This window comes from Arthrobacter sp. Y3224055, assembly GCF_059090825.1.
Genome location: NZ_JBNHGB010000003.1, coordinates 190452 through 211224 on the forward strand (window position 1 = coordinate 190452; position 20773 = coordinate 211224).

Sequence of the window (20773 nt, forward strand, 5' to 3'; positions counted from 1 at the left end):
GCGGAGCTGCAGCCCGGCCGGCGGCCCTTAGACGGTGCCGAGTTCTTTGGCCTCGGGGCGCTCTTCGGCGCCCAGCAGGCGGCGCAGCGACGCAAGCCTCGCCGCCCCGGCGTCGCCGGCCCCGCCGTCAGCGACGTAGGGGTCCAGCCCGCAGCCCACGGCGGCGGCGTCGTGCTTGCAGCCGCGCGGACAGTCGGCGGTGCCGGGCTCCAGGTCGGGGAAGGCGGACAGGATCCGGTCGGGGTCCACATAGGCCAGACCGAAGGAACGGATACCCGGGGTGTCGATGATCCAGGTGCCGGCGGGCGAGTCCTGGACCTTCAGCGCCAGGGCCGACGACGACGTGTGCCGGCCGCGCCCGGTGACGGCGTTGACTCCGCCGGTGGCGCGCTGGGCCCCGGTGAGCGCATTGACCATGGTGGACTTGCCGACGCCCGAGTGGCCGAGAGTGACGGTGACCTTGCCGTCGAGATAACCGCGCAGCGCGGCCACGGCGTCGGTATCGAGCCGCGCGGACAGGCCCTCGTCGGAGCGGGTGTCCACGCCGAGGGCGTCGGCGGCGGCGGTGCGGCTGACGATCACCGGCAGCTCCAGGTGCTCGTAATTGGACAGCAGCTCGGCGGGGTCCTTCAGGTCGGCCTTGGTGACGCACAGCAGCGGGCGGATCCCGGCGTCGTACGCGGCCACCAGCGCCCGGTCGATGAACCCGGTGCGGGGTTCGGGGTTCGCCGCCGCCACCACGATGACCAGCTGGTCGGCATTGGCCACCACCGCACGTTCAACCGGATCGGTGTCGTCCGCGCTGCGGCGCAGCAGGGTGCGCCGTTCCTCCACCCGGACCAGCCGGGCGAGGCTGTCGGGTTCGCCGGAGACATCGCCGACCAGGGCCACGAAGTCTCCGGTGACCACCGGGGTGCGGCGCAGTTCGCGGGCCCTGGCCGCGACGACGATGCGCTCGCGGGGAGTGTCTTCATCGACGACGGCGGTGTAGCGGCCGCGGTCGACGGTGACAATCCGCCCGAGCTCCGCATCCTCGTGGGCCGGGCGGTCCTTGGTGCGCGGACGGGAACCGCGCTTGTTCGGGCGGATGCGCACATCCGATTCGTCCCAGCTGCCGGTGCTGCGCGACACCGTCAGCCCTCGCTGGCCGAGGCGGCCGGGGCAACGGTGAACATGTCCTGCCACAGCTGCGGGAACTCGGGCATCGTCTTCGCCGTGGTGCCGATGTCCTCGACCTCCACGCCGCGCACGGCCAACCCGAGGATGGCGCCGGCGGTCGCCATGCGGTGGTCTTCGTAGGAATGGAACAGGCCGCCGTGCAGCGGCTTGGGCCGGATGAGCAAACCGTCTTCCGTTTCCTCGGCGTCGCCGCCCAGCCGGTTGATTTCCGCCACCAGGGCCGCCAAGCGGTCCGTCTCATGGCCGCGCAGGTGGGCAATGCCGCTCAGGCGGGACTCGCCGTCGGCCAACGCGCACAGCGCCGCCGCGGTCGGCGCCAGCTCGCTGGTGTCGGCGAGGTCGGCGCCGGTGATCGAGGCGCCGCCGGTGACGGTCAGGGTGCCGCCCTCCAGCGTGACCGTGGCGCCCAGCCGCGGCAGGATGTCCCGCCAGGCGTCGCCCACCTGGGTGGTGGCAGTGGGCCAGTTGGGGATCCTGACCCGGCCGCGGGTGGCCAGGGCGGCGGCCAGGAACGGGCCGGCGTTGGAAAGATCCTGCTCGATCCGGGTGTCGAAGGCACGGATCGGGCCCGGGGAGACCACCCAGTGGTTGGGGGTGGAGTCGTCGACGCGCACGCCCAGGTCCCTCAGCAGCCGCACCGTCATGGAGATGTGATCCAGGCTCGGCACGCGGTCGCCGGTGTGCTCGAGGTGCAGTCCGTCGCGGAAACGGGGACCGACCAGCAGGAGGGCGGAAACGAACTGCGAGGAGGCGCTGGCATCGATCGCCAGGTGGCCTCCGGCCACTTCACCCGCGCCGGTGACGCGGAACGGCAGGCTGCCGAGCCCGCGGTCGTCCACGTCCACGCCCAGCCGGCGCAGTGCGTCGATGGTGGGGGACATGGGCCGGCGCCGCGCCGCCGGGTCGCCGTCGAACTCCACGGCGCCGCTGCACAGCGCCGCCAGGGGCGGCACGAACCGCATGACCGTGCCTGCCAGTCCGCAGTCGATGCGGGCAGCGCCCAGCGGGCGCGCCGGGTCGATCGGTTCCACCAACAGGTCCGGGCCGAACCGGCCGTCGCCCTCCGTCTCCGTGATGCCGGCCCCCAGGGACCGCAGCGCCTCCACCATCAGAACGGTGTCCCGCGAGTGCAGCGGGGAGCGCAGCCGGGAGGGGCCGTCGGCCAGCGCGGCGAGCACCAGGTAACGGTTGGTGAGGGACTTGGAGGCGGGGACTTCTACTGTTGCATCGATCGGCCGCTCCGCGAAGGGGGCGGGCCAGTGGTTGGCAGCGTGGGGCATTGCGTTCAGGATGCCACCACGTCCGCCGTGGCTTCGCGCACCGCGCGCTCGGCCTTCTTCAGCTGCTTCCGGGCGTCATGGCCGATAGAACCGGCATTGCGGCGGGCGTCTTTGCCGATGGAGCGGACGTTGCGCCGGGCGTCAGCGGCAAGGTGCTCGGCCCGCCACACCAGGCCGGGCCGGCCATTGGTATCCACAGCGGCGAGCAGGACCGCACCGATCAAGGACAGATTCTTCAAGAGTTGGTTGCGGCGGGTGCGCCTGGCTTCCGGCGTTGCGGAATCGGCGGCGCGGTAATCCACCACGGTATTGAGGGCTGTGGTGCCGGCCAGTACGGCAGCCGCGAGCCGCGAGAACTTGCCCATGCCCAAGAGCACACCTGCTCCCACCTGGGCCGCGCCGATAGCGCGGGCCATCAGCTTCTCCTGCCCGGCCAGGGCGCCAGCCGCGGGAAGGACGGATTCTGTCTGCTGGACCAGCGGCCGCAGGGACACCGCGGTTTCGTCGGTGTGGCGCAGACGGTCTATTCCGGTAGCTACAAAGCTTGTGGCCAGCAGCGGGCGGGCGGCAAGGCGGACGATTGACATGGAAGCCTCCTGGCTGTCAGCGTGCGTCGAAGGATCTGCGCCTTTCCCGGAGCCAGGCCCCGGGAAGGTGGCACTGGACACTAGTCTGGCACTTTTGTTGGCACCGCACACCTTGCGGGGCCGTTTACCGCGGCCGGCGGGGAATAGTTGCGGGTCGTCGGCGGTTAGCCATGAGAGGAAGGCCGGTGCATTGTCTCCGGCCGGCAAGGTGTCGAAACGGAGGGAGATCCTGTGCCTACAGCGCTTGCCGAACGGGGCCGCGCAGGCCCGGTTGCCGGCGCTGCGTCCGCCCCGGCGTCAGGGCAGCCCAGCGTAGACTGGGAGCCAATGACGACTGAGAATTCGGACGCCACCCAGGACCGCGCCAACCCCGCCACGGCGGGGGAGCCGGATCAGGTCGACGTCCAGACGGAAACCGCCGACCAGCGCCGTGCCCGGTTCGAACGCGACGCCATGCAGTATGTGGACCAGCTCTATTCGGCGGCGATGCGGATGGCACGCAATCCCAGCGACGCCGAGGACCTGGTGCAGGAGGCCTACACCAAGGCGTTTTCGGCCTTCCACCAGTACAAGCCGGGCACCAATCTCAAGGCCTGGCTCTACCGGATCCTGACCAATACGTACATCAACCTCTACCGGAAGCGGCAGCGCGAGCCGCAGCAGTCCAACACGGACCAGGTCGAGGACTGGCAGATGTTCCAGGCTGCCGCGCACACCTCCTCCGGGCTCCGCTCGGCGGAAGCGGAGGCGCTGGACCACCTGCCGGACTCGGACGTGAAGAACGCCCTTCAGGCGATCCCGGAGGAATTCCGGCTGGCCGTCTACTTTTCGGACGTGGAGGGCTTCGCGTACAAGGAAATATCGGAAATCATGAACACCCCCATCGGCACCGTGATGTCCCGCCTGCACCGGGGACGCAAATTGCTGCGCGAACTGCTCGCAGATTATGCGCATGAACGTGGCATGTCAGGCACCAAGGACAAGAAAAACGCCGCGGCGGCGGTGGGGACACAACAGGAGAACGGCACATGAGCGACTGCCACGGACTGGGCGACTGCGAAGACGACCGGATGCAGCGGATCTACGAGTACGTCGACGGCGCACTCTCCCGCGATGACCTAGCGGAGATCAAGGCGCATCTGGACAGCTGTCCCGAATGCGCCGAAGAACACAACCTGGAGTGCCTGATCCGCTCGGTGGTGAAGCGCTCCTGCCAGGAGCATGCACCACAGACGCTGAAGGAACGGATTCTGGACAGGATCAGCCACATCAGGGAAACCGACACCGTGTAACGGGCCTGCCGCGTCCTGGCTGCAGGGAACGCGCAGGGAACAACGAAAGAACCCCCGCCGCCCAAACCGGGTGCGGGGGTTCTTGTCTCAGCAGCCTCAGCCGCGCGGGCTGTTGGCGACTGCTTAGGTGTTGGGGCGCTTGCCGTGGTTTGCGCCGCCGCGCTTACGGTCGCGGCGCTTGCGTGCTCGCTTGCTCATGGGCTGCCTCCTTTGCTGGACGAAAAAGAACTGCGCACCAGTCTGTCATATGCCTGCCCCACCTCCTAACCGGAGGAAGGCCCGGAGCGGTCAGCGCAGGGCCGCCGTGATGGAGGCCTTGGCCTGCTCCAGCACGGTCCTGATGGTCTGCACGGCGACTTCGTCCACGGTGCCGGCCGCGGTCCGCCGGCGCAAGTGCACCCTCACGTCGTCGCGGAAATCGTTGAGCAGGTGTTCCAGTTCCTTCACCGTGCGCTGTCCGGCGGCCTCGGCCGCCCGCGGCGACTTCCGGGCGTTGGTGCGGGCGGCCTCGGCCGAGGCGGCAAGGTCGGCCCGCAGCCCCTTCATTGAACTGCGCAGTTCCTCCCGCAGTTCGTCCGCGAGCCGCCGCACCGAGGCAGAGATGTCGGCTTCGACTCCGGCCAGCTCTTCCCGGCGGGCAGCCAGCTCCGCCCGCCCGGCGTCGGTGATGCTGTACACCGTGCGCCGGCCATCGGAGGAGGTGATCACCAGCCCTTCCTCCTCAAGTTTGGCCAGCCTGGGGTAGACGGTGCCCGCGCTGGGGGAGTAGGTGCCGCCGAACCGGTCGCTGAGGGCACGGATGATGTCATAACCATGCTTGTCGCCCTCCGCCACCAGCGCGAGCAGGTAGAGCCGCAAGGCGCCGTGCGCGAAGACCGGAGTCATCAGCCGACCTGGCTTCCGGCGTTGTCCCGGTGGAAGACCGCCAAGGTGCCCGAAACCGTGGTGGAGCGGATAGTGAGCCCGGGTCCTTCCGGCCCGATCCGGGTTTTCACCTTCTCGGAGAGTCCGAAAAACTTCTGGTCGTTCACCGTGATGCTGCCGGTGGCCGAGGAAGCAGCCACCTCCACCCCGCATTCCTCCGGTACGCGCACGGTAACGTCGCCGGAGACGGAATTGACGGCCAAGTCCTCCGGGGCGCCGTGCAAATCGAAACCCAGGTCGCCGCTGACCGTGCTGGCGCGGATATGGCCCAGGAAGCCCGAGGCGGTGATTTCGCCGGAGACGCTCTTGGCCACCAGATTCCCGCTGTGCTCGCGGACGATGATTTCGCCGCTGACCGTATTGACGGTGAGCATGCCGGCGGTGTCGTCCGCCATCATGGACCCGGTGACCGTGCTGACATCCGCCCCGGCCGCGGTGCCACACACCAGGCCGTCGCCACTGACGGTGGCGGCCTTGACGGGCAGATCCCGGGGAACGCCAATACTGATCACCGCTTCGTCCCGGCCTCCGGGAAGCACCAGGTTGACGCGGCGGGCGAGGAAACCCAGCGGGCCGTCGCCGGCCTTGCCGTGGCTGATCTCCAGCGTGCCGTTGCGCAGGGTCATCTCCAGGGGTGATCCGGAGACCTCGGAGACCTCGACGCGGACCGTCGGCTCGTCATGGACGATGATGTCCAGCCGCCCCTTCACGATGGATGCCCGCAGCGAACGGACATCGTCGACGTCGATCGTCCGGGGGCCGTCGATGCTCCACGTATCGTTCATGGCCTGTCCTGCCTCTGGCGATAAACCGCTCTAAACGCGATATATCTTGTGATGCAGGACACGATATATCGCGACTGCCGCGACCGCAAGGGCCGGAACCGCGTCCTTAAAGCGGAACGGCGGGGCCGGAGCGTTTTCCGGTCCCGCCGAGGCGGTGTTCAGGGCCTGCACGGCACGCCCGTGTCCTGCGCGCCCGCTCAGAAAGGCTCGGGGAGGTCCAGCCACGGGTACCACCCGCGGTGCAGCACCAGCCAGGCCAGCAGCCCGTAGCCCGCTTGGCCGGGGGCCCCTCCGTTGCTGGCCAGGTCGGTGCGCCACTGCTCGTGGTTCAACAGCGGCGTGAACGTGTCGACGAAGACGTGCTTGCGCCGGGTGGTGACATCGCCGAAGGCGGTGGACAGCTCGGCCAGCTGGATGTTGCGGTCCGGGTCCAGTCCCGGCGGCGGGCCGACGACGAAGACCTTGACGCTCAGCTGCGCCGCTCCGTCGAGGATGTTCGCCAGGTTGAGCCGGCTGCGCGCCGTGGACAGTCCGAGCTCGAGATCGCGGCCGGACAGCCCGATGACGAGCCGGTTTTCGAAGCCGTCATCGAAACGCCGTCCGGCTTCCTGCAGCCAGCGGCCGGCCAGTTCCTCCGTTCCTTCGTTGGGCGAGGCCAGCACGAAGGATTCCAGGGTGGCTGGGTCCGGGTTGGTCCGGGCCAAGGTGCGGCCGAGCCAGCCGAGGGCGCGCGGGTCGCCCACTCCGGCCAGCAGTTGATCACCCACGGCGGCGATCCTGATTCTGCGTTGCTCCACGGGTAGCTTTCTGGTTCGACGGATAGGAAGCGGGCTTAAACGAAAGTGGGCGGGGCGCCCTGCGGCACCCCGCCCGCCATCTTACTTAGCGGCGTTCAAAGGCCTTCTTGACCAGGACATCCTGCTCCGCGGCGTGGCGCTTGGCCGAGCCGGTGGAGGTGGCAGCGGAGGCCGGGCGGGAAACCAGGCGCAGCTGACGGTCCAGGGCGTCGGGCAGGTACAGGCCCATGAAGGGCCACGGGCCCTGGTTGGCCGGTTCGTCCTGTGCCCAGACGATTTCCGCGTTCGGGTACTTGGCCAGTTCCGCCTTGATCTCGTCAACCGGCAGCGGGTAGAGCTGTTCCACCCGGACGAGCGCCGTCTTGGTGTCGGAGTTCTTCTGGCGCGCGGCCAGCAGGTCGTAGTAGAGCCGGCCGGAGACCAGCACCACACGGTCGACGTCCTGGCCGTTGAGGTCCTGAACGTCGCCGATGACCGGCTGGAACGTGCCGCTGGTGAAGTCCTCCACCTTGGCCGCGGCAGCCTTCAGCCGCAGCAGCTGCTTCGGGGTGAAGATGATCAGCGGCTTGCGCGGACGGTTGTAGGCCTGGCGGCGCAGCAGGTGGAAGTGCGAGGCCGGGGTGGTCGGGTTGGCCACGATCATGTTGTCCTCGGCGCACATCTGCAGGAACCGCTCGATCCGGGCCGACGAGTGGTCCGGGCCCTGGCCTTCATAGCCGTGCGGCAGCAGCAGCACCAGCGACGACCGCTGGCCCCACTTCTGCTCGGCCGAGGAGAGGAACTCGTCGATCACCGTCTGGGCACCGTTGACGAAGTCGCCGAACTGGGCCTCCCACAGCACCAGTGCGTCCGGGCGCTCGACCGAGTAGCCGTATTCGAAGCCCATGGCCGCGTACTCGGACAGCAGCGAATCGTAGATCCACAGCTTGGCCTGGTCGTCGGACAGGTGGCTCAGCGGCGCCCACTCTTCGCCGGTGACGCGGTCGTGGAAGACCGCGTGCCGCTGCACGAAGGTGCCGCGGCGGGAGTCCTGGCCGGCAAGGCGTACCGGCACCCCTTCCATCAGCAGCGAGCCGAAGGCCGCGAGTTCGCCGAAGCCCCAGTCGATGTTGCCCTCGCGGGACATCTGCTCGCGGCGCTCCAGCAGCGCCTTCAGTTTCGGGTGGACGGAGAAGCCCTCCGGTACTTCCACGTGCGCCTTGCCGATCCGGGCCATCATCTCGGCGGACACGGCGGTGCCGGCGGGCACATCGGCCCTGTCCTCGGTCTGCTGGGAGAGCGGGCGCTCCAGGTCGGACACGGCGGCGGAGTCCTTGGTGATGACCGGGATCGGCGAGGTCTGCGCCGCATGCGTCTCGGCGAAGACCCGCTCCAGCCGTTCCTGGTAGTCGCGCAGGGCCTGGTCGGCTTCGTCCTGGGTGATGTCGCCGCGGCCCACCAGGGCCTCCGTGTACAGCTTGCGGGTGGAGCGCTTGGCTTCGATGAGGTTGTACATCATCGGCTGCGTCATCGAGGGATCGTCGCCCTCGTTGTGTCCGCGACGGCGGTAGCAGACCATGTCGATGACGACGTCCTTGTGGAAGCGCTGGCGGTACTCGTAGGCCAGCTGCCCCACGCGGACCACGGCCTCGGGGTCGTCGCCGTTCACGTGGAAGACCGGGGCCTGGATCATCTTTGCCACGTCGGTGGAGTACACCGAGGACCGCGAGGCGTGCGGCGACGTGGTGAAGCCGACCTGGTTATTGACCACGATGTGCACGGTGCCGCCGGTGCGGTAGCCGCGCAGCTGTGACAGGTTCAGGGTCTCTGCCACTACGCCCTGGCCGGCGAAGGCCGCGTCTCCGTGGATGATGATCGGCAGCACCGGGAACTCGTCGCCCTTGTCCAGTCGGTCCTGCTTGGCGCGGGCAATGCCCTCGAGCACCGGGTCGACGGCCTCCAGATGGGAAGGGTTGGCGGCCAGGTAGACCTTGGTCTCGTTGCCGTTGTCGGAGGTGAACTTCCCTTCCGTGCCCAGGTGGTACTTCACGTCGCCGGAGCCTTGGACGCTGCGCGGGTCCTGGGTGCCCTCGAACTCGCGGAAGACCTGTGCGTAAGTCTTGCCGGCGATGTTGGTGAGCACGTTCAGCCGGCCGCGGTGGGCCATGCCGATGGCCACTTCGTCCAGGCCGTCGTCGGCGGCGTCGGAGATCACGGCATCAAGCAGCGGGATCAGGGATTCCCCGCCTTCCAGCGAGAAGCGTTTCTGGCCCACGAACTTGGTCTGCAGGAAGGTCTCGAACGCCTCGGCCGCGTTGAGCTTGCCCAGGATGCGCAACTGCTCCTCGCGGCTGGGCTTGGCGTACTCGCGCTCCAGCTCGTTCTGGAACCACTCCCGCTCGGCCGGGTTCTGGATGTGCATGTATTCGATGCCGGTGGTGCGGCAGTAGGCATCACGCAGTACGCCCAGGATGTCGCGCAGCTTCAGGCGGTCCTTGCCGCCGAATCCGCCGGTGACCCATTCGCGGTCCAGGTCCCAGAGGGTCAGCCCGTACGTGTTGATGTCCAGGTCCGGGTGCTTGCGCTGGACGTACTCCAGCGGGTTGGTGTCCGCCATCAGGTGGCCGCGGACGCGGTAGGCGTGCACCAGTTGCTGGATGCGGGCCACCTTGTTGACCTGCAGGTCGACGTCCACCTGGTTGTCCGGGCGCCAGCGGACCGGCTCGTACGGGATGCGCAGCGCTTCGAAGATCTCGTCGTAGAAGCCCTGTTCGCCCAGCAACAGCGATTCGATCAGGCGCAGGAACTCGCCCGAGCCGGCGCCCTGGATGACCCGGTGGTCGTAGGTGGAGGTGAGCGTGATGATCTTGCCGACGCCCTGCGCGGCGATCGTCCGTTCGCTGGCGCCGCGGAACTCGGCGGGGTACTCGAGGGCACCGACGCCCACGATGGTGGCCTGGCCCTTGGACAGCCGGGGGACGGAGTGCACCGTGCCGATGCCGCCCGGGTTGGTCAGCGAAACCGTGGTGCCGGCGTAGTCGTCGGCCGTGAGCTTCCCGGCGCGGGCCCGCTTGATCAGGTCCTCGTAGGTGTGCCAGAACTCGGAGAAGTTCATGGTTTCGGCGCGCTTGATGTTCGGCACCACCAGCAGGCGGGTTCCGTCCGGCTTGGGCATGTCGATCGCGATGCCGAAGTTGACGTGGGCCGGCTGGACAGCGGCGGGCTTGCCGTCGATCTCGGCGTAGTGGACGTTTTGGCTGGGGAACTGGCCCAGCGCCTTGACCACGGCATAGCCGATGAGGTGGGTGAAGGAGACCTTGCCGCCGCGGGCGCGGGCCAGGTTGGAATTGATCACCAGGCGGTTGTCGATCAGCAGCTTGGCGGGAACCGCGCGCACCGTCGTCGCGGTTGGCACGCTCAGGCTGGCGTCCATGTTGGTGGCAATGGCCTTGGCCGGGCCGCGCAGCACGGAGACGGTGTCTTCTTCGGCCAGTGCGCTGGGCGCGGATTTGGGCAACTGGGCGGGGATCGGGGCAGGCTTCGCCTCGGCCTTCTCGGCCGGCTCGGCCTTCGCCGCCGGCTTGGCGGGGGCGGCGGAGCTGTTGGTGGAGGTGTTGGGGGCCGGCTCATTGTCGGCGGGAATCGGCTTGGTTCCGGCCTGCTCCGTGGCCGTGCTCTCGCCCGAGGCCTGGGGTGCGGTGTTAGCCGCGGCGGGGCGGGAAGGCGCGGGGGCGCCCGCCGGGGAAGCTGCAGTGTCTTTCGGGCTGCCGTCGCCGCCGTTGGCCGCCTCGAAGATGCTCCACCATTTCTTGTCCACGGAATTCTTGTCTTGGAGGTACTGCTCGTAGATTTCGTCAACGAGCCATTCGTTACCGCCGAATTCCTCGGGTAGACGAAGGTTGGGATGCTCTGGCACTTGTGATACGCCTCTTCCGTGAATTGCCGCTTGCCCTGCAGATCACGCGCTTCCCTTGGCTGCCTTCCGAACCTGCCGGCCAGCAGCGGAATTGCGAGTGCGCATCTGCCGCGCACTAGATCTGGACCAGTTGCCAGTCTAATGACACTTTCCCAACGCAGGCTAATCTTTAGCGTTTAAGCGGGGGAACTTCGTGCCGATTCGTCCCGCGGCCCGGCGGCCCTAGACTTTCAGGGGAGCCGGGAAGTATGCAGGCGGCCGGGCCGCCCTCCGTGCGCGGCCCCGGCAGCGCGCGGACACAACGGATCCGGACCCCTGGCCCGCAGCCACACCTACCCGACCGGCCGCCGCGCCACCTGGCCGCCCCGGCCTGCACGGCGACGAGGAAAGAGAGCAGCCATGCGCCTGATCAACGAGCCGATGACCGACTTGACCTATTCGGACGTTTTCCTGGTGCCGTCGCGCTCGGATATCACGTCGAGGCTGGATGTGGACCTGTCAGCCGGCGACGGCACCGGGAGCACCATTCCCCTGGTCGTGGCGAACATGACCGCCGTCAGCGGCCGCCGCATGGCGGAGACGATGGCGCGGCGCGGCGGGCTGGCCGTGCTGCCGCAGGACGTCCCGCTGAACGTGCTGTCAGAGGTCACCGGGTGGATCAAGGACCGCCACATCGTTTTCGAAACGCCGTTGGAGCTGACCGCGGGCAACACCGTGATCGATGCCGTGCACCTGATGGACAAACGCGCGCACGGCGCGGTTGCGGTGGTGGACGACGCCGGCAAGTGCGTGGGCGTGGTGCGCGCCGAGGACTGTGAGGGCGTGGACCGCTACGCGTCGCTGGAGTCGGTGATGGCGGCCCACCCGCTGCTGCTGGATTCCTCCATGTTCGACGCCGGGGCGGACACCGCGCTGCGGCAGGCCTTCGACCTGTTCGACTCGGCCTCGGCGTCCTTTGCGCCGGTCGTGGACGACGACGGCGTGCTGGTCGGCGCGCTCACCCGTGCCGGCGCGCTCCGCTCGACCATCTACACCCCCGCGCTGGATCCGCAGGGCCGCCTGAAGGTAGCTGCCGCCGTCGGGATCAATGGCGACGTCCGCGCCAAGGCCGAGGCGCTGCTGCAGGCCGGGGTGGACGTCCTGGTGGTTGATACAGCCCACGGGCACCAGCGCAAGATGTTCGACGCCCTCGAAGCGGTTCGCAGCCTGGACCCGCAGGTTCCGGTGGTCGCCGGCAACGTGGTCAGCGCCGACGGCGTGCGCGACCTGATCGAAGCCGGCGCGGACATCATCAAGGTCGGCGTGGGACCCGGCGCCATGTGCACCACGCGCATGATGACGGCCGTGGGCCGGCCGCAGTTCTCCGCCGTGCAGGAATGCGCGGAGGCGGCCCGGGAGCTCGGCGCCCACGTGTGGGCCGACGGCGGGGTCCGCTATCCGCGGGATGTCGCCCTGGCGCTGGCGGCCGGGGCCAGCCAGGTGATGATCGGTTCCTGGTTCGCCGGAACGCACGAAAGCCCGGGAGACCTGCTCACGGACAGCAACGGCCGCAAGTACAAGGAAAGCTTTGGCATGGCGTCGGCCCGCGCCGTCCAAAACCGGACCCGGCGGGAGGACGCCTTTGAACGGGCCCGCAAGGCGCTCTTTGAAGAAGGCATTTCGTCCTCCAAGATGTATCTGGACCCGCTGCGGCCCGGCGTCGAGGACCTGCTGGACGGGATCACCGCCGGCCTGCGCAGCTCGCTGACCTACGCCGGCGCACAGAACCTGGTGCAGTTCCGCGAACGCGCCATCGTGGGCGTGCAGTCGGCCGCCGGTTACGAGGAAGGCCGTCCGCTGCCGGAGAGCTGGTAGGACTGCCGCCGGTACGCCGGCGGCAGAACGGCCGCCTGGGACTGCCCCCGGCGTAACCCCGCCTGCTACGCTATTGCCCATAATGGACAGCTATTCTAGGAGCCGGTCCGTGACGCACCCCGCAGGGCAGGCAGCATGCCGGACCGCGGGAGCACAGGCAGCCCAACAGGGCGCCGCGTGCGAGGCGTCACCCAGCACCGGCAAATCCCGTGCACGCGCCCGTCACACACTTGCCGCCCGCGCGGCCGGTCAGGAGCCTCCTAGTCCGGGCTCGGACGACCCCCCTCCGTTTCCCTCCGACCGCCTGAAGTTTGGGGCGGTGGCGCACTAAATGGAATGGATCCAAATCACCGCCGGCATGCTGCTGATCCTCGGCACCGGCTTTTTTGTCGCCGTGGAATTCGCTCTGGTGGCCCTTGACCAGCCCACCGTGCAGCGCGCCATCGACAACGGCGACCGCGGTGCAGTGCCGCTGATGAAATGCCTGAAGTCCCTCTCCACGCAACTCTCCAGCTGCCAGCTCGGCATCACCCTCACCACGCTGCTGACCGGTTTCCTGATGGAACCGGCCATCAGTTCGCTGCTGCGACCGCCGCTGACCGCGCTGGGCCTGGCCGAGGCCGTCATCCAGCCGGTGGGCGCGGTGATCGCCATGGTGATCGCCACCCTCCTGTCCATGCTGCTGGGCGAACTCGTGCCGAAGAACGCGTCCATCGCCTTGCCCATGGCGGTCGGCAAGTTGGTGGCCCGGCCGCAACTGATCTTCACCGCGGTGTTCAAGCCGTTCGTGCTGCTGCTCAACGGCTTCGCCAACAAGGTGCTGCACCTGTTCGGGCTGGAGGCCAAAGAAGAGCTGTCCGGCGCCCGCACGCCCTCCGAGCTCGCATCGCTGGTACGCCGCTCCGCGGAAATGGGCACCCTGGATGCCGGGACCGCGAACTTCCTCGCCAAGACCTTGTCTTTCTCCGGCAGGACCGCGGCCGACGTGATGACGCCGCGCATCCGGGTGGAGTTCATCGACGCGGACCAGACCGTTGCCGACCTCATCGCCGCGGCCCGCCGCACCGGCTACTCCCGGTTCCCGGTGCTCGGCGATTCCCCCGACGACGTCCGCGGCGTCGCGCACATCAAGAAGGCGATCGGGGTGCCGCGCAAGAAGCGTCCCCACCTGCCCGTGGGCGCCATCATGGCCGACGTGCTGCGGGTGCCCGAGACGGTGCACCTGGATTCGCTGCTGTCGGAGCTGCGCGCCGCAAACCTTCAGTTCGCCGTGGTGCTCGACGAGTACGGCGGCACCGCCGGCGTGGTGACGCTGGAGGACCTGGTGGAAGAGATCGTGGGCGAAGTCGCCGACGAGCACGACCGGGTGAAGCCCGGCGTGCTGCAGAGCGCCGCCGGAAACTGGTACTTCCCCGGCCTGATGCGTCCGGACGAGGTCAGCGAGCAAATCCCGCAGCTGACCGTGCCCGACGGGGCCAGCTACGAAACGGTCGGCGGCTTCATCATGGCGCAGCTGGGCAGGATTGCGGTGGTGGGGGACACCGTGGCCGTGGACGGGGGCGCGCTGGAAGTCGAGCGATTGGACGGACGGCGGGTGGACCGCGTCCGTTTCATCCCGAGTCCGGCAACCGGTGCGGTGCTGCCTGAGGCCGGCACCGCGGGCGGTGCGCTCTGATGGCCGCCATGGGAATTTTCTGGCTGGTGGTGCTGCTGTTCGCCAACGCGTTCTTCGTCGGCGCCGAATTCGCCGTCATGTCCGCCCGCCGCAGCCAGATCGAGCCGCTGGCCGACAGCGGCTCCAAGCGCGCCAAGACCACGCTCTGGGCCATGGAGCACGTCTCCCTGATGCTGGCCTGCGCGCAGCTGGGCATCACCGTGTGTTCGCTGCTGATCCTGAACGTGGCCGAGCCGGCGATCAAGGAACTGCTGTTGCTGCCGCTGGAGGGCTGGCTGGGCATTCCGCACGAGATCTCCTACGGCATTTCGTTCGCCGTGGCGCTGCTGCTGGTGACGTTCCTGCACGTGACCTTCGGCGAAATGGTGCCGAAGAACATGTCCGTGTCCATGGCAGACAAGGCCGCGCTGCTGCTGGCTCCGCCGCTGGTGGCGGTCTCCAAGGTGGTGCGGCCGGTGATCTCCACCCTGAACTGGACCGCGAACCACTTGCTGCGGGCCGTGCGGATTGAGCCGAAGGACGAGGTCTCTTCCACCTTTACGCTGGAGGAAGTCCAGTCCATTGTGCAGGAATCCACCAGGCACGGGCTGGTCGACGACGACGCCGGACTGATCTCCAGTTCGCTGGAGTTCTCGGCCGTGACCGCCGCCGCCGTGATGGTGCCGCTTGATGAACTGGTCACCATCGGCGTCGACACCACGCCGGAGCAGTTCGAGCGCGCGGTGGGGCGGACCGGGTTCTCCCGGTTTGCCGTGGCCGATGCCAACGACAACCTCACCGGGTACCTGCACCTCAAAGACGTGATGACCATCCCGGAGGACCGGCTCAACAAGACGATTCCGGTCACCAAGGTCCGCACCCTGGCCAACCTGGCGCTTGATGACGAAATTGAGGACGCGCTCGCCGTCATGCAGCGCACCGGATCGCACCTTGCCCGCGTGCTGGGGTCCGACGGCACCACGCACGGCGTGCTGTTCCTCGAGGACGTGCTGGAAGTGCTGGTGGGCGAGATCCGCGACGAAACGCAGGCCCAAGGATTGCGCCGGACCGGCGAATAGCCCTCGCGTGGCGCGGGGCGGCAGGACCGCCGCGCGCCACGCGCCGGTCCCGGGGCCGGGGCCGGGTCAGCCCACGCGCCGCACGACCGTCCCGGGCCGGGCGTGGCAGCCCCGCGCGCACCCCCAGTCCGGCGCCGGGCGCGGCCGCCCCGTGCCGCACCGCCAGTCCCGCGCCGGGGCGCGTCCGCCGCGCGCGCCGGAGGCCTTCTCCTGGCCGGGCGAGTCTGCCCGGGGCTGCCCGGCTGCCGCGCTTGCCTGTGCGCCCCGGACAGTGCGCCCCCCACTGGCCGCGCCCGCCAGGGCGAATGCGAACGGTTCGCAACTGCGCTAAGCTGAAAACCCTTATTGTTACTGATTCTCATTATGAGTAGAACCGAGGTTTGCCCGTGAGGCACTCACGAACCGTTCCTGCACTGGCCGGTCTGGCCACCGCCGCCCTGCTGCTGTCCGGCTGCGCCGCTGCAGGGGGAGAGGCCGAGGGTGACGGCAAGCTGAGCGTGGTCGCTTCCACCAATGTCTACGGTGATGTGGCCCAAACCATCGGCGGCGAGCACGTCGACGTCACCTCGATCATCGACCGGATGGCCCAGGATCCGCACTCCTACGAGGCAACGGCGCGGGACAAGCTCGCGATCTCCCAAGCCGACCTGCTGTTGGAAAACGGCGGGGGTTATGACACCTTCATGCACACCCTGGCGGACGAGACCGGCGTCGACCACGAGTACCTCATCACTGCGGTGGAGCTGTCGCCGCTGTCCGGTGCAGAAGGCGCCGACGCGGGGCACAGCGAGGACGCCGACGCGGGGCACACCGAGGGCGCCGACGCGGGGCACACGGAGGACGGCGGCCACGCGGACCACAGCCACGGCGGCCTCAATGAACACGTTTGGTACGACCTGCCCACCATGGCCGCGATTGCAGATGCCATCGCGGAGAAGCTCTCGGCCCTTGACCCGGAGCAGGCCGAAACGTTCCGGGCCAATGCCGAGCAGTTCCGCGCCGGAATTGACGGCCTCCAGAGCGACATGGACGAACTCGCCGCCACGGCGAGCGGGGAAGCCGTCGCGGCCACCGATCCGGTGCCGTTGCACTTCTTCGATGCGCTGGGACTCGAGAACAAGACTCCGGCAGGCTTCATGGAGGCGGCCGAGGAAGGCAGCGACGCCGCGCCGGCAGCCCTGAGGGAGGCCGAGGAGTTGATCACCGAGGGATCGGTACGGTTTGTCGCCTATAACGAACAGACCGAAGGCCCGCAGACCCAGGGCCTGCGCAAATTGGCGGAAAAAGCGGGCATCGAGGTCCTCAACTTCACCGAGACCCTGCCGCCTGACCAGGACTACCTGACCTGGATGGCGGAGAACCTGGAATCCGTGGACCAGGCGCTGGGCGCGTGACCGGACAGAACGCCGCGCCGTGGTTAACTGAGTCAGTCCAAGCCGGACGCCGCAAGTGCCCCCACATCCCCGGTGCGCACCGCGCGGCACGGAAGCTTCAAGGAAGACTGCCATGACCCCCGCCGTCCGCTTGCAGGGCGCCTCGCTGTCCTTCGGCCAGCGCGTGCTGTGGCATGACCTCGACCTGACCATCAACCCGGGCGAGTTCTTCGCGGTGCTGGGTCCCAACGGCTCCGGCAAGACGAGTTTCCTGCGCGTATTGCTTGGCCTGCAGCCGCTGAGCAGTGGGACGGCCGAGGTCAACGGACGGCCGCTGGAACGCGGCAGCCGGGACATCGGCTATATTCCCCAACAAAAGACCTTCGCTCCGGAGACCCCGCTGCGTGCGCGCGATCTGGTGGGCCTGGGTCTGGACGGGCACCGGTGGGGCATTCGGCTGAACGGCCGCAGGCATCGCCGGCGGGTGGACGAACTGCTGGAGATGGTGGGCGCCTCCGGTTACGCGGAGGCCCCGGTCGGGCAGCTGTCCGGCGGCGAGCAACAGCGTCTGCGGGCGGCCCAAGCGCTGGCCTCCGACCCCCAGGTGCTGCTCTGCGACGAGCCTTTGCTCTCGCTGGACCTGCACCACCAGCAGGCCGTGAGCTCCATGATCAACAGGCAATGCCATGAAAGGAACAGCGCGGTCGTCTTCGTCACGCACGAAATCAACCCGATCATCGACTATGTGGACCGGGTGCTCTACCTGGCCGGCGGCCAGTTCCGGGTTGGCACGCCGAAAGAAGTGATGACCACCGAGGTGCTGTCGCACATGTACAACAGCCACGTCGAGGTCATCCACAACCGGGGCCGGATCATCGTGGTGGGGCTTCCCGACGCGACCACCCACCACCACGGCGAGGTGGTGTAGGCATGGATGCATCGGAACTGCTGAATGCGGTCTTCAACTTCAACGACTACGGCGACCTGCTCCCGCTGGTGCGCAACTCGCTGATTGCCGGCGCCGTCCTGGGCCTGGTCGGCGGCCTGATCGGCGTGTTCGTGATGATGCGGGACTTGGCCTTTGCCGTGCACGGCATCGCCGAGCTGTCCTTCGCCGGGGCGGCATTCGCACTGCTGATCGGCGCGAACGTGGTGTTCGGCTCGCTGGTGGGCTCGGTGATCGCCGCCGTCGTCCTGGGCATGCTGGGGATGCGGGCCCGGGACCGGAACTCGATCACGGGCGTGATCATGTCCTTCGGGCTGGGCCTGGGGATCCTGTTCCTCTCACTCTACGAGGGCCGCTCGGCGAACAAGTTCGGCCTGCTGACCGGGCAGATCGTGTCCGTGGACACCGTGCAGCTGAACCTTCTGACCGCGGGTTCGGCCGTGGTGGTGCTCGGGCTTGTGGCCATCTGGCGTCCGCTGGCCTTCGCCAGCGCCGATCCGGACCTGGCCGAGGCCCGCGGCGTGCCGGTGGGTGCCCTCGCGATCGTGTTCATGTTCCTGCTGGGACTGGCCGTGGCGCTGTCCATCCAGGTGGTCGGCGCCTTGCTGGTGCTGTCCCTGGTCATTACCCCGGCGGCCGCGGCGCTCCGGGTAAGCAGTTCGCCGCGCGTGGTCGTGCTGCTGAGCGTGGTATTCGCGGTGACCGCCGTAGTGGGCGGCATCCTGCTGGCCCTGGGCGGCAGCCTGCCGATCAGCCCCTACGTGACGACGATTTCGTTCCTGATCTACGTGGTCTGCCGGTTGGCCGGGGCGCGGCGGCAACGGCGCGGCAAGGTGGGGCGGCGTGACGTCGCCGCGGTACGGGTGACCGCGGGTTAAGCCCCGGCCGGGGCCGTGCCGTCGCCGCGGTACGGGTGACCGCCGGTTAAGCGCTGGCGGGGGCGGCGCTGCAGTCCGGGCACAGCCCGTACATTTCCACGGTGTGTGCAACCTGTGTGAAGCCGTGCTCCGCCGCCATCCGGGCGGCCCATTGCTCCACAGCCGGAGCCTCAATCTCCACGGTCTTGCCGCAGGTGCGGCAGAGCAAGTGGTGGTGGTGATGTTCGACGGCGCAGCGCCGGTACACGGCCTCGCCCTCGCCACTGCGCATCACGTCCACTTGGCCGTCGTCGGCCATGGCCTGCAGGATCCGGTACGTGGTGGCCAGCGAGACCGAGTCGCCGCGGTCCTGCAGCAAGCGGTGCAGTTCCTGCGTGCTGACGAAGTCCTCCAGGCTGTCCAGGGCGGCAGCCACGGCCACCCGCTGGCGGGTCACCCGCTGTTCCGAACCGCGGCGCTGCGCCTGCGGTTTCGCTGAAGGAACGGACATGTCCGCTTCGGCTCCTCGCTGTTGTTACTGGCACCCGTGGGGTGCATCCCAGCCTACCAGCAGGCCTGATCAGCGGGGCCCGCCGGCCCGCTCACAGGCCGAACTGCCGGCATACCGGCCGGCCCCGCCGCTAGGGTGTGATCCATGAAGCTGACAAAATACACCCACGCGTGCGTACGGCTTGAGCAGGACGGACACGTCCTGGTGATCGACCCCGGTAACTTCTCGGAAGTGGAGCAGGCCCTCGATGGGGCTACCGCCGTCCTGGTCACCCACGAGCATGCGGACCACATCGACCAGGACCGGGTTCCCGGCCTGCTCGCGGCGGCGGACGACATGCAGTTGTTTGCCCCGGCCTCCGTGGCCGCCGACCTCCGGGCGCTGGTGCCGGCGGCAGCGGGACGGATCCATACCGCCGAACCGGAGACGGAGTTCGAGGTGCCCGGGTTTCGCATCCGCACCTTCGGCGGCCAGCACGCCCTGATTCATCCGCACATCCCGGTGGTCGCCAACATCGGCTACGTCATCAATGACAGCCTGTACCACCCGGGCGATTCCTTCATTGTTCCGCACGGACTGAACGTCCGGACCGTTCTGGTGCCCATCCACGCGCCGTGGTCGAAGACGGCCGAGGTGATCGACTTCGTCACCGCCATGCGCGCCGAGAACGCCTACCCGATCCACGACGCCGGGCTCAGCGACCGGGGCCTGCCGTTGGTGGAAAAGCACGTGACCTTCTTTGGCGGCCACTACGGCACCAGCTACCGGCACCTGTCGCCGGGGGAGAGCGTGGAGCTGGGCTGACCGTCGGGGACGGCACGGGCGGGGCTGCTTGGCCCAATACGTGCTGCTGTGATGGACTGTCGGGACACCGGCGGGCAACGACGCCCGCCAGCAGTCAGGAGGAGATCTCATGAGGACTCTGATGGACGTGCAGACACTGCGTGAACGGATGATCTCCGGACAGCGCACCGTACTGCTCGATGTTCGCTGGAAACTGGGCGACGACGCCGGCCACAGCCACTACCGCCAGGCCCACATTCCCGGCGCCGTCTACGTTGACCTGCCGTCGCAGCTTGCGTCGGCGCCGTCAGCGAAGGGCGGACGCCATCCGCTGCCGGAGCCGGAGGCCTTCCGCGAGGCCGCACGCGATTGGGGCATCAACAACGACGACGTCGTGGTGGCCTATGACGACAACGGCGGCATGGCCGCGGCCCGGGTGTGGTGGCTGCTGAAAGACGGCGGATTCGACTCCGTCTACCTGCTCGACGGCGGGCTCGCCGCCTGGCGGGACGAGGGGTTTGAACTGGACAGCGGCGACGAGCTGGCGTGCCTGGGCAACGTCGAACTGGGCAGCGGCAGGATGCCCAGGCTTGAGCTGGAGGACGTGCTGGATTTCGCGGGTACCTCACTGTTGCTGGATGCCCGCGCCGCCGAACGTTACCGCGGCGAGTTCGAGCCGGTGGACCCCCGCGCCGGACACATCCCCGGCGCCGTCAGCGCACCGACCACGGCCAACCTGGCCCCGGACGGACGCTTCCTGCCCTCCGCGGAACTCGCGGCACGATTCAAGGAACTGGGGGCGGAAGGACGGAAGGTGGCCGTCTATTGCGGCTCGGGCATTACGGCCGCCCACCAGGTCGCGGCGATGGCCGAGGCCGGCATGGATGCGGCCCTCTTCCCCGGCTCCTGGTCGCAGTGGTGCGGACATCCGGAGCTGCCGGCAGCCACGGGGAGCGCGCCGTAATCAGCCGCCTGGT

At 68.5% G+C, this 20773-nt stretch carries 19 protein-coding genes; 10 read left to right on the forward strand and 9 right to left on the reverse strand.

Annotation, left to right across the window (positions count from 1 at the left end; genetic code table 11):
* Nucleotides 1-27: 27 nt before the first annotated feature.
* The 3 genes from rsgA to AC5RTY_RS09065 are packed head-to-tail and all read right to left on the reverse strand — an operon-like array spanning nucleotide 28 to nucleotide 3046.
* Complete coding sequence (gene rsgA / locus AC5RTY_RS09055; protein WP_494073710.1) at nucleotides 28-1131, reverse strand: ribosome small subunit-dependent GTPase A; 1104 nt, start codon at nucleotides 1129-1131, stop codon at nucleotides 28-30.
* 2 nt (nucleotides 1132-1133) lie between these two features.
* A complete protein-coding gene (gene aroA, locus AC5RTY_RS09060; RefSeq protein ID WP_494025619.1) occupies nucleotides 1134-2459 on the reverse strand; it encodes a 3-phosphoshikimate 1-carboxyvinyltransferase in 1326 nt (441 codons plus the stop codon).
* Between the two features lie 5 nt (nucleotides 2460-2464).
* Entirely contained in the window at nucleotides 2465-3046 is a 582-nt protein-coding gene (locus AC5RTY_RS09065; protein ID WP_494012456.1) for a DoxX family protein, read from the reverse strand.
* Nucleotides 3047-3373: 327 nt separating this feature from the next.
* Here AC5RTY_RS09065 and AC5RTY_RS09070 point away from each other — a divergent pair, with 327 nt between their 5' ends.
* A complete protein-coding gene (locus tag AC5RTY_RS09070; protein ID WP_494012455.1) occupies nucleotides 3374-4078 on the forward strand; it encodes a sigma-70 family RNA polymerase sigma factor in 705 nt (234 codons plus the stop codon).
* Nucleotides 4075-4338, forward strand: coding sequence for a mycothiol system anti-sigma-R factor (gene rsrA, locus AC5RTY_RS09075; protein ID WP_493979048.1), 264 nt, complete (start codon nucleotides 4075-4077; stop codon nucleotides 4336-4338). The genes AC5RTY_RS09070 and rsrA overlap by 4 nt, the downstream gene beginning before the upstream one ends.
* Nucleotides 4339-4461: 123 nt before the next feature.
* Here the strand turns inward: rsrA and AC5RTY_RS09080 are convergent, their stop codons facing one another.
* The 5 genes from AC5RTY_RS09080 to AC5RTY_RS09100 all read right to left on the reverse strand — a co-directional run bounded on the left by AC5RTY_RS09080 (nucleotide 4462) and on the right by AC5RTY_RS09100 (nucleotide 10739).
* Nucleotides 4462-4536: a 50S ribosomal protein bL37 gene (locus AC5RTY_RS09080; protein WP_369299106.1), complete on the reverse strand. Its 75-nt coding sequence runs from the start codon at nucleotides 4534-4536 to the stop codon at nucleotides 4462-4464.
* 90 nt (nucleotides 4537-4626) lie between these two features.
* The gene (locus AC5RTY_RS09085) at nucleotides 4627-5223 is read right to left on the reverse strand and encodes a PadR family transcriptional regulator (RefSeq protein ID WP_494000158.1); all 597 of its coding nucleotides are present in this window, start codon (nucleotides 5221-5223) and stop codon (nucleotides 4627-4629) included.
* Nucleotides 5223-6047: a DUF4097 family beta strand repeat-containing protein gene (locus tag AC5RTY_RS09090; RefSeq protein ID WP_494139417.1), complete on the reverse strand. Its 825-nt coding sequence runs from the start codon at nucleotides 6045-6047 to the stop codon at nucleotides 5223-5225. The genes AC5RTY_RS09085 and AC5RTY_RS09090 overlap by 1 nt, the downstream gene beginning before the upstream one ends.
* A gap of 197 nt (nucleotides 6048-6244) precedes the next feature.
* The gene (locus AC5RTY_RS09095) at nucleotides 6245-6844 is read right to left on the reverse strand and encodes a GDSL-type esterase/lipase family protein (protein ID WP_494000156.1); all 600 of its coding nucleotides are present in this window, start codon (nucleotides 6842-6844) and stop codon (nucleotides 6245-6247) included.
* An 85-nt stretch (nucleotides 6845-6929) separates the two neighbouring features.
* The gene (locus AC5RTY_RS09100) at nucleotides 6930-10739 is read right to left on the reverse strand and encodes a multifunctional oxoglutarate decarboxylase/oxoglutarate dehydrogenase thiamine pyrophosphate-binding subunit/dihydrolipoyllysine-residue succinyltransferase subunit (RefSeq protein WP_494139418.1); all 3810 of its coding nucleotides are present in this window, start codon (nucleotides 10737-10739) and stop codon (nucleotides 6930-6932) included.
* Nucleotides 10740-11138: 399 nt separating this feature from the next.
* Here AC5RTY_RS09100 and guaB1 point away from each other — a divergent pair, with 399 nt between their 5' ends.
* The 6 genes from guaB1 to AC5RTY_RS09130 all read left to right on the forward strand — a co-directional run bounded on the left by guaB1 (nucleotide 11139) and on the right by AC5RTY_RS09130 (nucleotide 18523).
* Nucleotides 11139-12593, forward strand: coding sequence for a GMP reductase (guaB1, locus tag AC5RTY_RS09105; protein ID WP_494139419.1), 1455 nt, complete (start codon nucleotides 11139-11141; stop codon nucleotides 12591-12593).
* A 331-nt stretch (nucleotides 12594-12924) separates the two neighbouring features.
* Nucleotides 12925-14268, forward strand: coding sequence for a hemolysin family protein (locus AC5RTY_RS09110; protein ID WP_494025622.1), 1344 nt, complete (start codon nucleotides 12925-12927; stop codon nucleotides 14266-14268).
* Between the two features lie 8 nt (nucleotides 14269-14276).
* Complete coding sequence (locus AC5RTY_RS09115; RefSeq protein ID WP_494012449.1) at nucleotides 14277-15326, forward strand: hemolysin family protein; 1050 nt, start codon at nucleotides 14277-14279, stop codon at nucleotides 15324-15326.
* Between the two features lie 386 nt (nucleotides 15327-15712).
* Entirely contained in the window at nucleotides 15713-16720 is a 1008-nt protein-coding gene (locus AC5RTY_RS09120; protein ID WP_494139420.1) for a metal ABC transporter solute-binding protein, Zn/Mn family, read from the forward strand.
* A gap of 112 nt (nucleotides 16721-16832) precedes the next feature.
* Nucleotides 16833-17627, forward strand: a complete 795-nt coding sequence (locus AC5RTY_RS09125) for a metal ABC transporter ATP-binding protein (protein WP_494000150.1) — start codon at nucleotides 16833-16835, stop codon at nucleotides 17625-17627.
* Nucleotides 17628-17629: 2 nt separating this feature from the next.
* Nucleotides 17630-18523 carry a metal ABC transporter permease gene (locus AC5RTY_RS09130; RefSeq protein WP_493979038.1) on the forward strand — a complete coding sequence of 298 codons (894 nt, stop codon included), beginning with the start codon at nucleotides 17630-17632 and terminating at the stop codon, nucleotides 18521-18523.
* 46 nt (nucleotides 18524-18569) lie between these two features.
* Here AC5RTY_RS09130 and AC5RTY_RS09135 read toward each other — a convergent pair whose 3' ends face one another.
* Nucleotides 18570-19013: a Fur family transcriptional regulator gene (locus AC5RTY_RS09135; RefSeq protein WP_494000149.1), complete on the reverse strand. Its 444-nt coding sequence runs from the start codon at nucleotides 19011-19013 to the stop codon at nucleotides 18570-18572.
* Nucleotides 19014-19157: 144 nt separating this feature from the next.
* On the opposite strand from AC5RTY_RS09135, the gene AC5RTY_RS09140 reads away from it, so the two are divergent.
* Nucleotides 19158-19817, forward strand: coding sequence for an MBL fold metallo-hydrolase (locus AC5RTY_RS09140; RefSeq protein ID WP_494109379.1), 660 nt, complete (start codon nucleotides 19158-19160; stop codon nucleotides 19815-19817).
* Nucleotides 19818-19926: 109 nt separating this feature from the next.
* Nucleotides 19927-20760 carry a sulfurtransferase gene (locus AC5RTY_RS09145; RefSeq protein ID WP_494139421.1) on the forward strand — a complete coding sequence of 278 codons (834 nt, stop codon included), beginning with the start codon at nucleotides 19927-19929 and terminating at the stop codon, nucleotides 20758-20760.
* Nucleotides 20761-20773 lie beyond the last annotated feature (13 nt).

Excerpts from the sequence above, each read along its gene's own strand:
- AC5RTY_RS09070 (WP_494012455.1), top strand. The coding sequence starts at position 3,374 with ATGACGACTGAGAATTCGGACGCCACCCAGGACCGCGCCAACCCCGCC.
- AC5RTY_RS09145 (WP_494139421.1), top strand. The coding sequence starts at position 19,927 with ATGAGGACTCTGATGGACGTGCAGACACTGCGTGAACGGATGATCTCC.
- AC5RTY_RS09085 (WP_494000158.1), bottom strand. The coding sequence starts at position 5,223 with ATGACTCCGGTCTTCGCGCACGGCGCCTTGCGGCTCTACCTGCTCGCG.
- aroA (WP_494025619.1), bottom strand. The coding sequence starts at position 2,459 with ATGCCCCACGCTGCCAACCACTGGCCCGCCCCCTTCGCGGAGCGGCCG.
- AC5RTY_RS09140 (WP_494109379.1), top strand. The coding sequence starts at position 19,158 with ATGAAGCTGACAAAATACACCCACGCGTGCGTACGGCTTGAGCAGGAC.
- AC5RTY_RS09125 (WP_494000150.1), top strand. The coding sequence starts at position 16,833 with ATGACCCCCGCCGTCCGCTTGCAGGGCGCCTCGCTGTCCTTCGGCCAG.
- rsrA (WP_493979048.1), top strand. The coding sequence starts at position 4,075 with ATGAGCGACTGCCACGGACTGGGCGACTGCGAAGACGACCGGATGCAG.
- AC5RTY_RS09115 (WP_494012449.1), top strand. The coding sequence starts at position 14,277 with ATGGGAATTTTCTGGCTGGTGGTGCTGCTGTTCGCCAACGCGTTCTTC.
- AC5RTY_RS09130 (WP_493979038.1), top strand. The coding sequence starts at position 17,630 with ATGGATGCATCGGAACTGCTGAATGCGGTCTTCAACTTCAACGACTAC.
- AC5RTY_RS09110 (WP_494025622.1), top strand. The coding sequence starts at position 12,925 with ATGGAATGGATCCAAATCACCGCCGGCATGCTGCTGATCCTCGGCACC.
- AC5RTY_RS09135 (WP_494000149.1), bottom strand. The coding sequence starts at position 19,013 with ATGTCCGTTCCTTCAGCGAAACCGCAGGCGCAGCGCCGCGGTTCGGAA.
- AC5RTY_RS09090 (WP_494139417.1), bottom strand. The coding sequence starts at position 6,047 with ATGAACGATACGTGGAGCATCGACGGCCCCCGGACGATCGACGTCGAC.
- AC5RTY_RS09065 (WP_494012456.1), bottom strand. The coding sequence starts at position 3,046 with ATGTCAATCGTCCGCCTTGCCGCCCGCCCGCTGCTGGCCACAAGCTTT.
- guaB1 (WP_494139419.1), top strand. The coding sequence starts at position 11,139 with ATGCGCCTGATCAACGAGCCGATGACCGACTTGACCTATTCGGACGTT.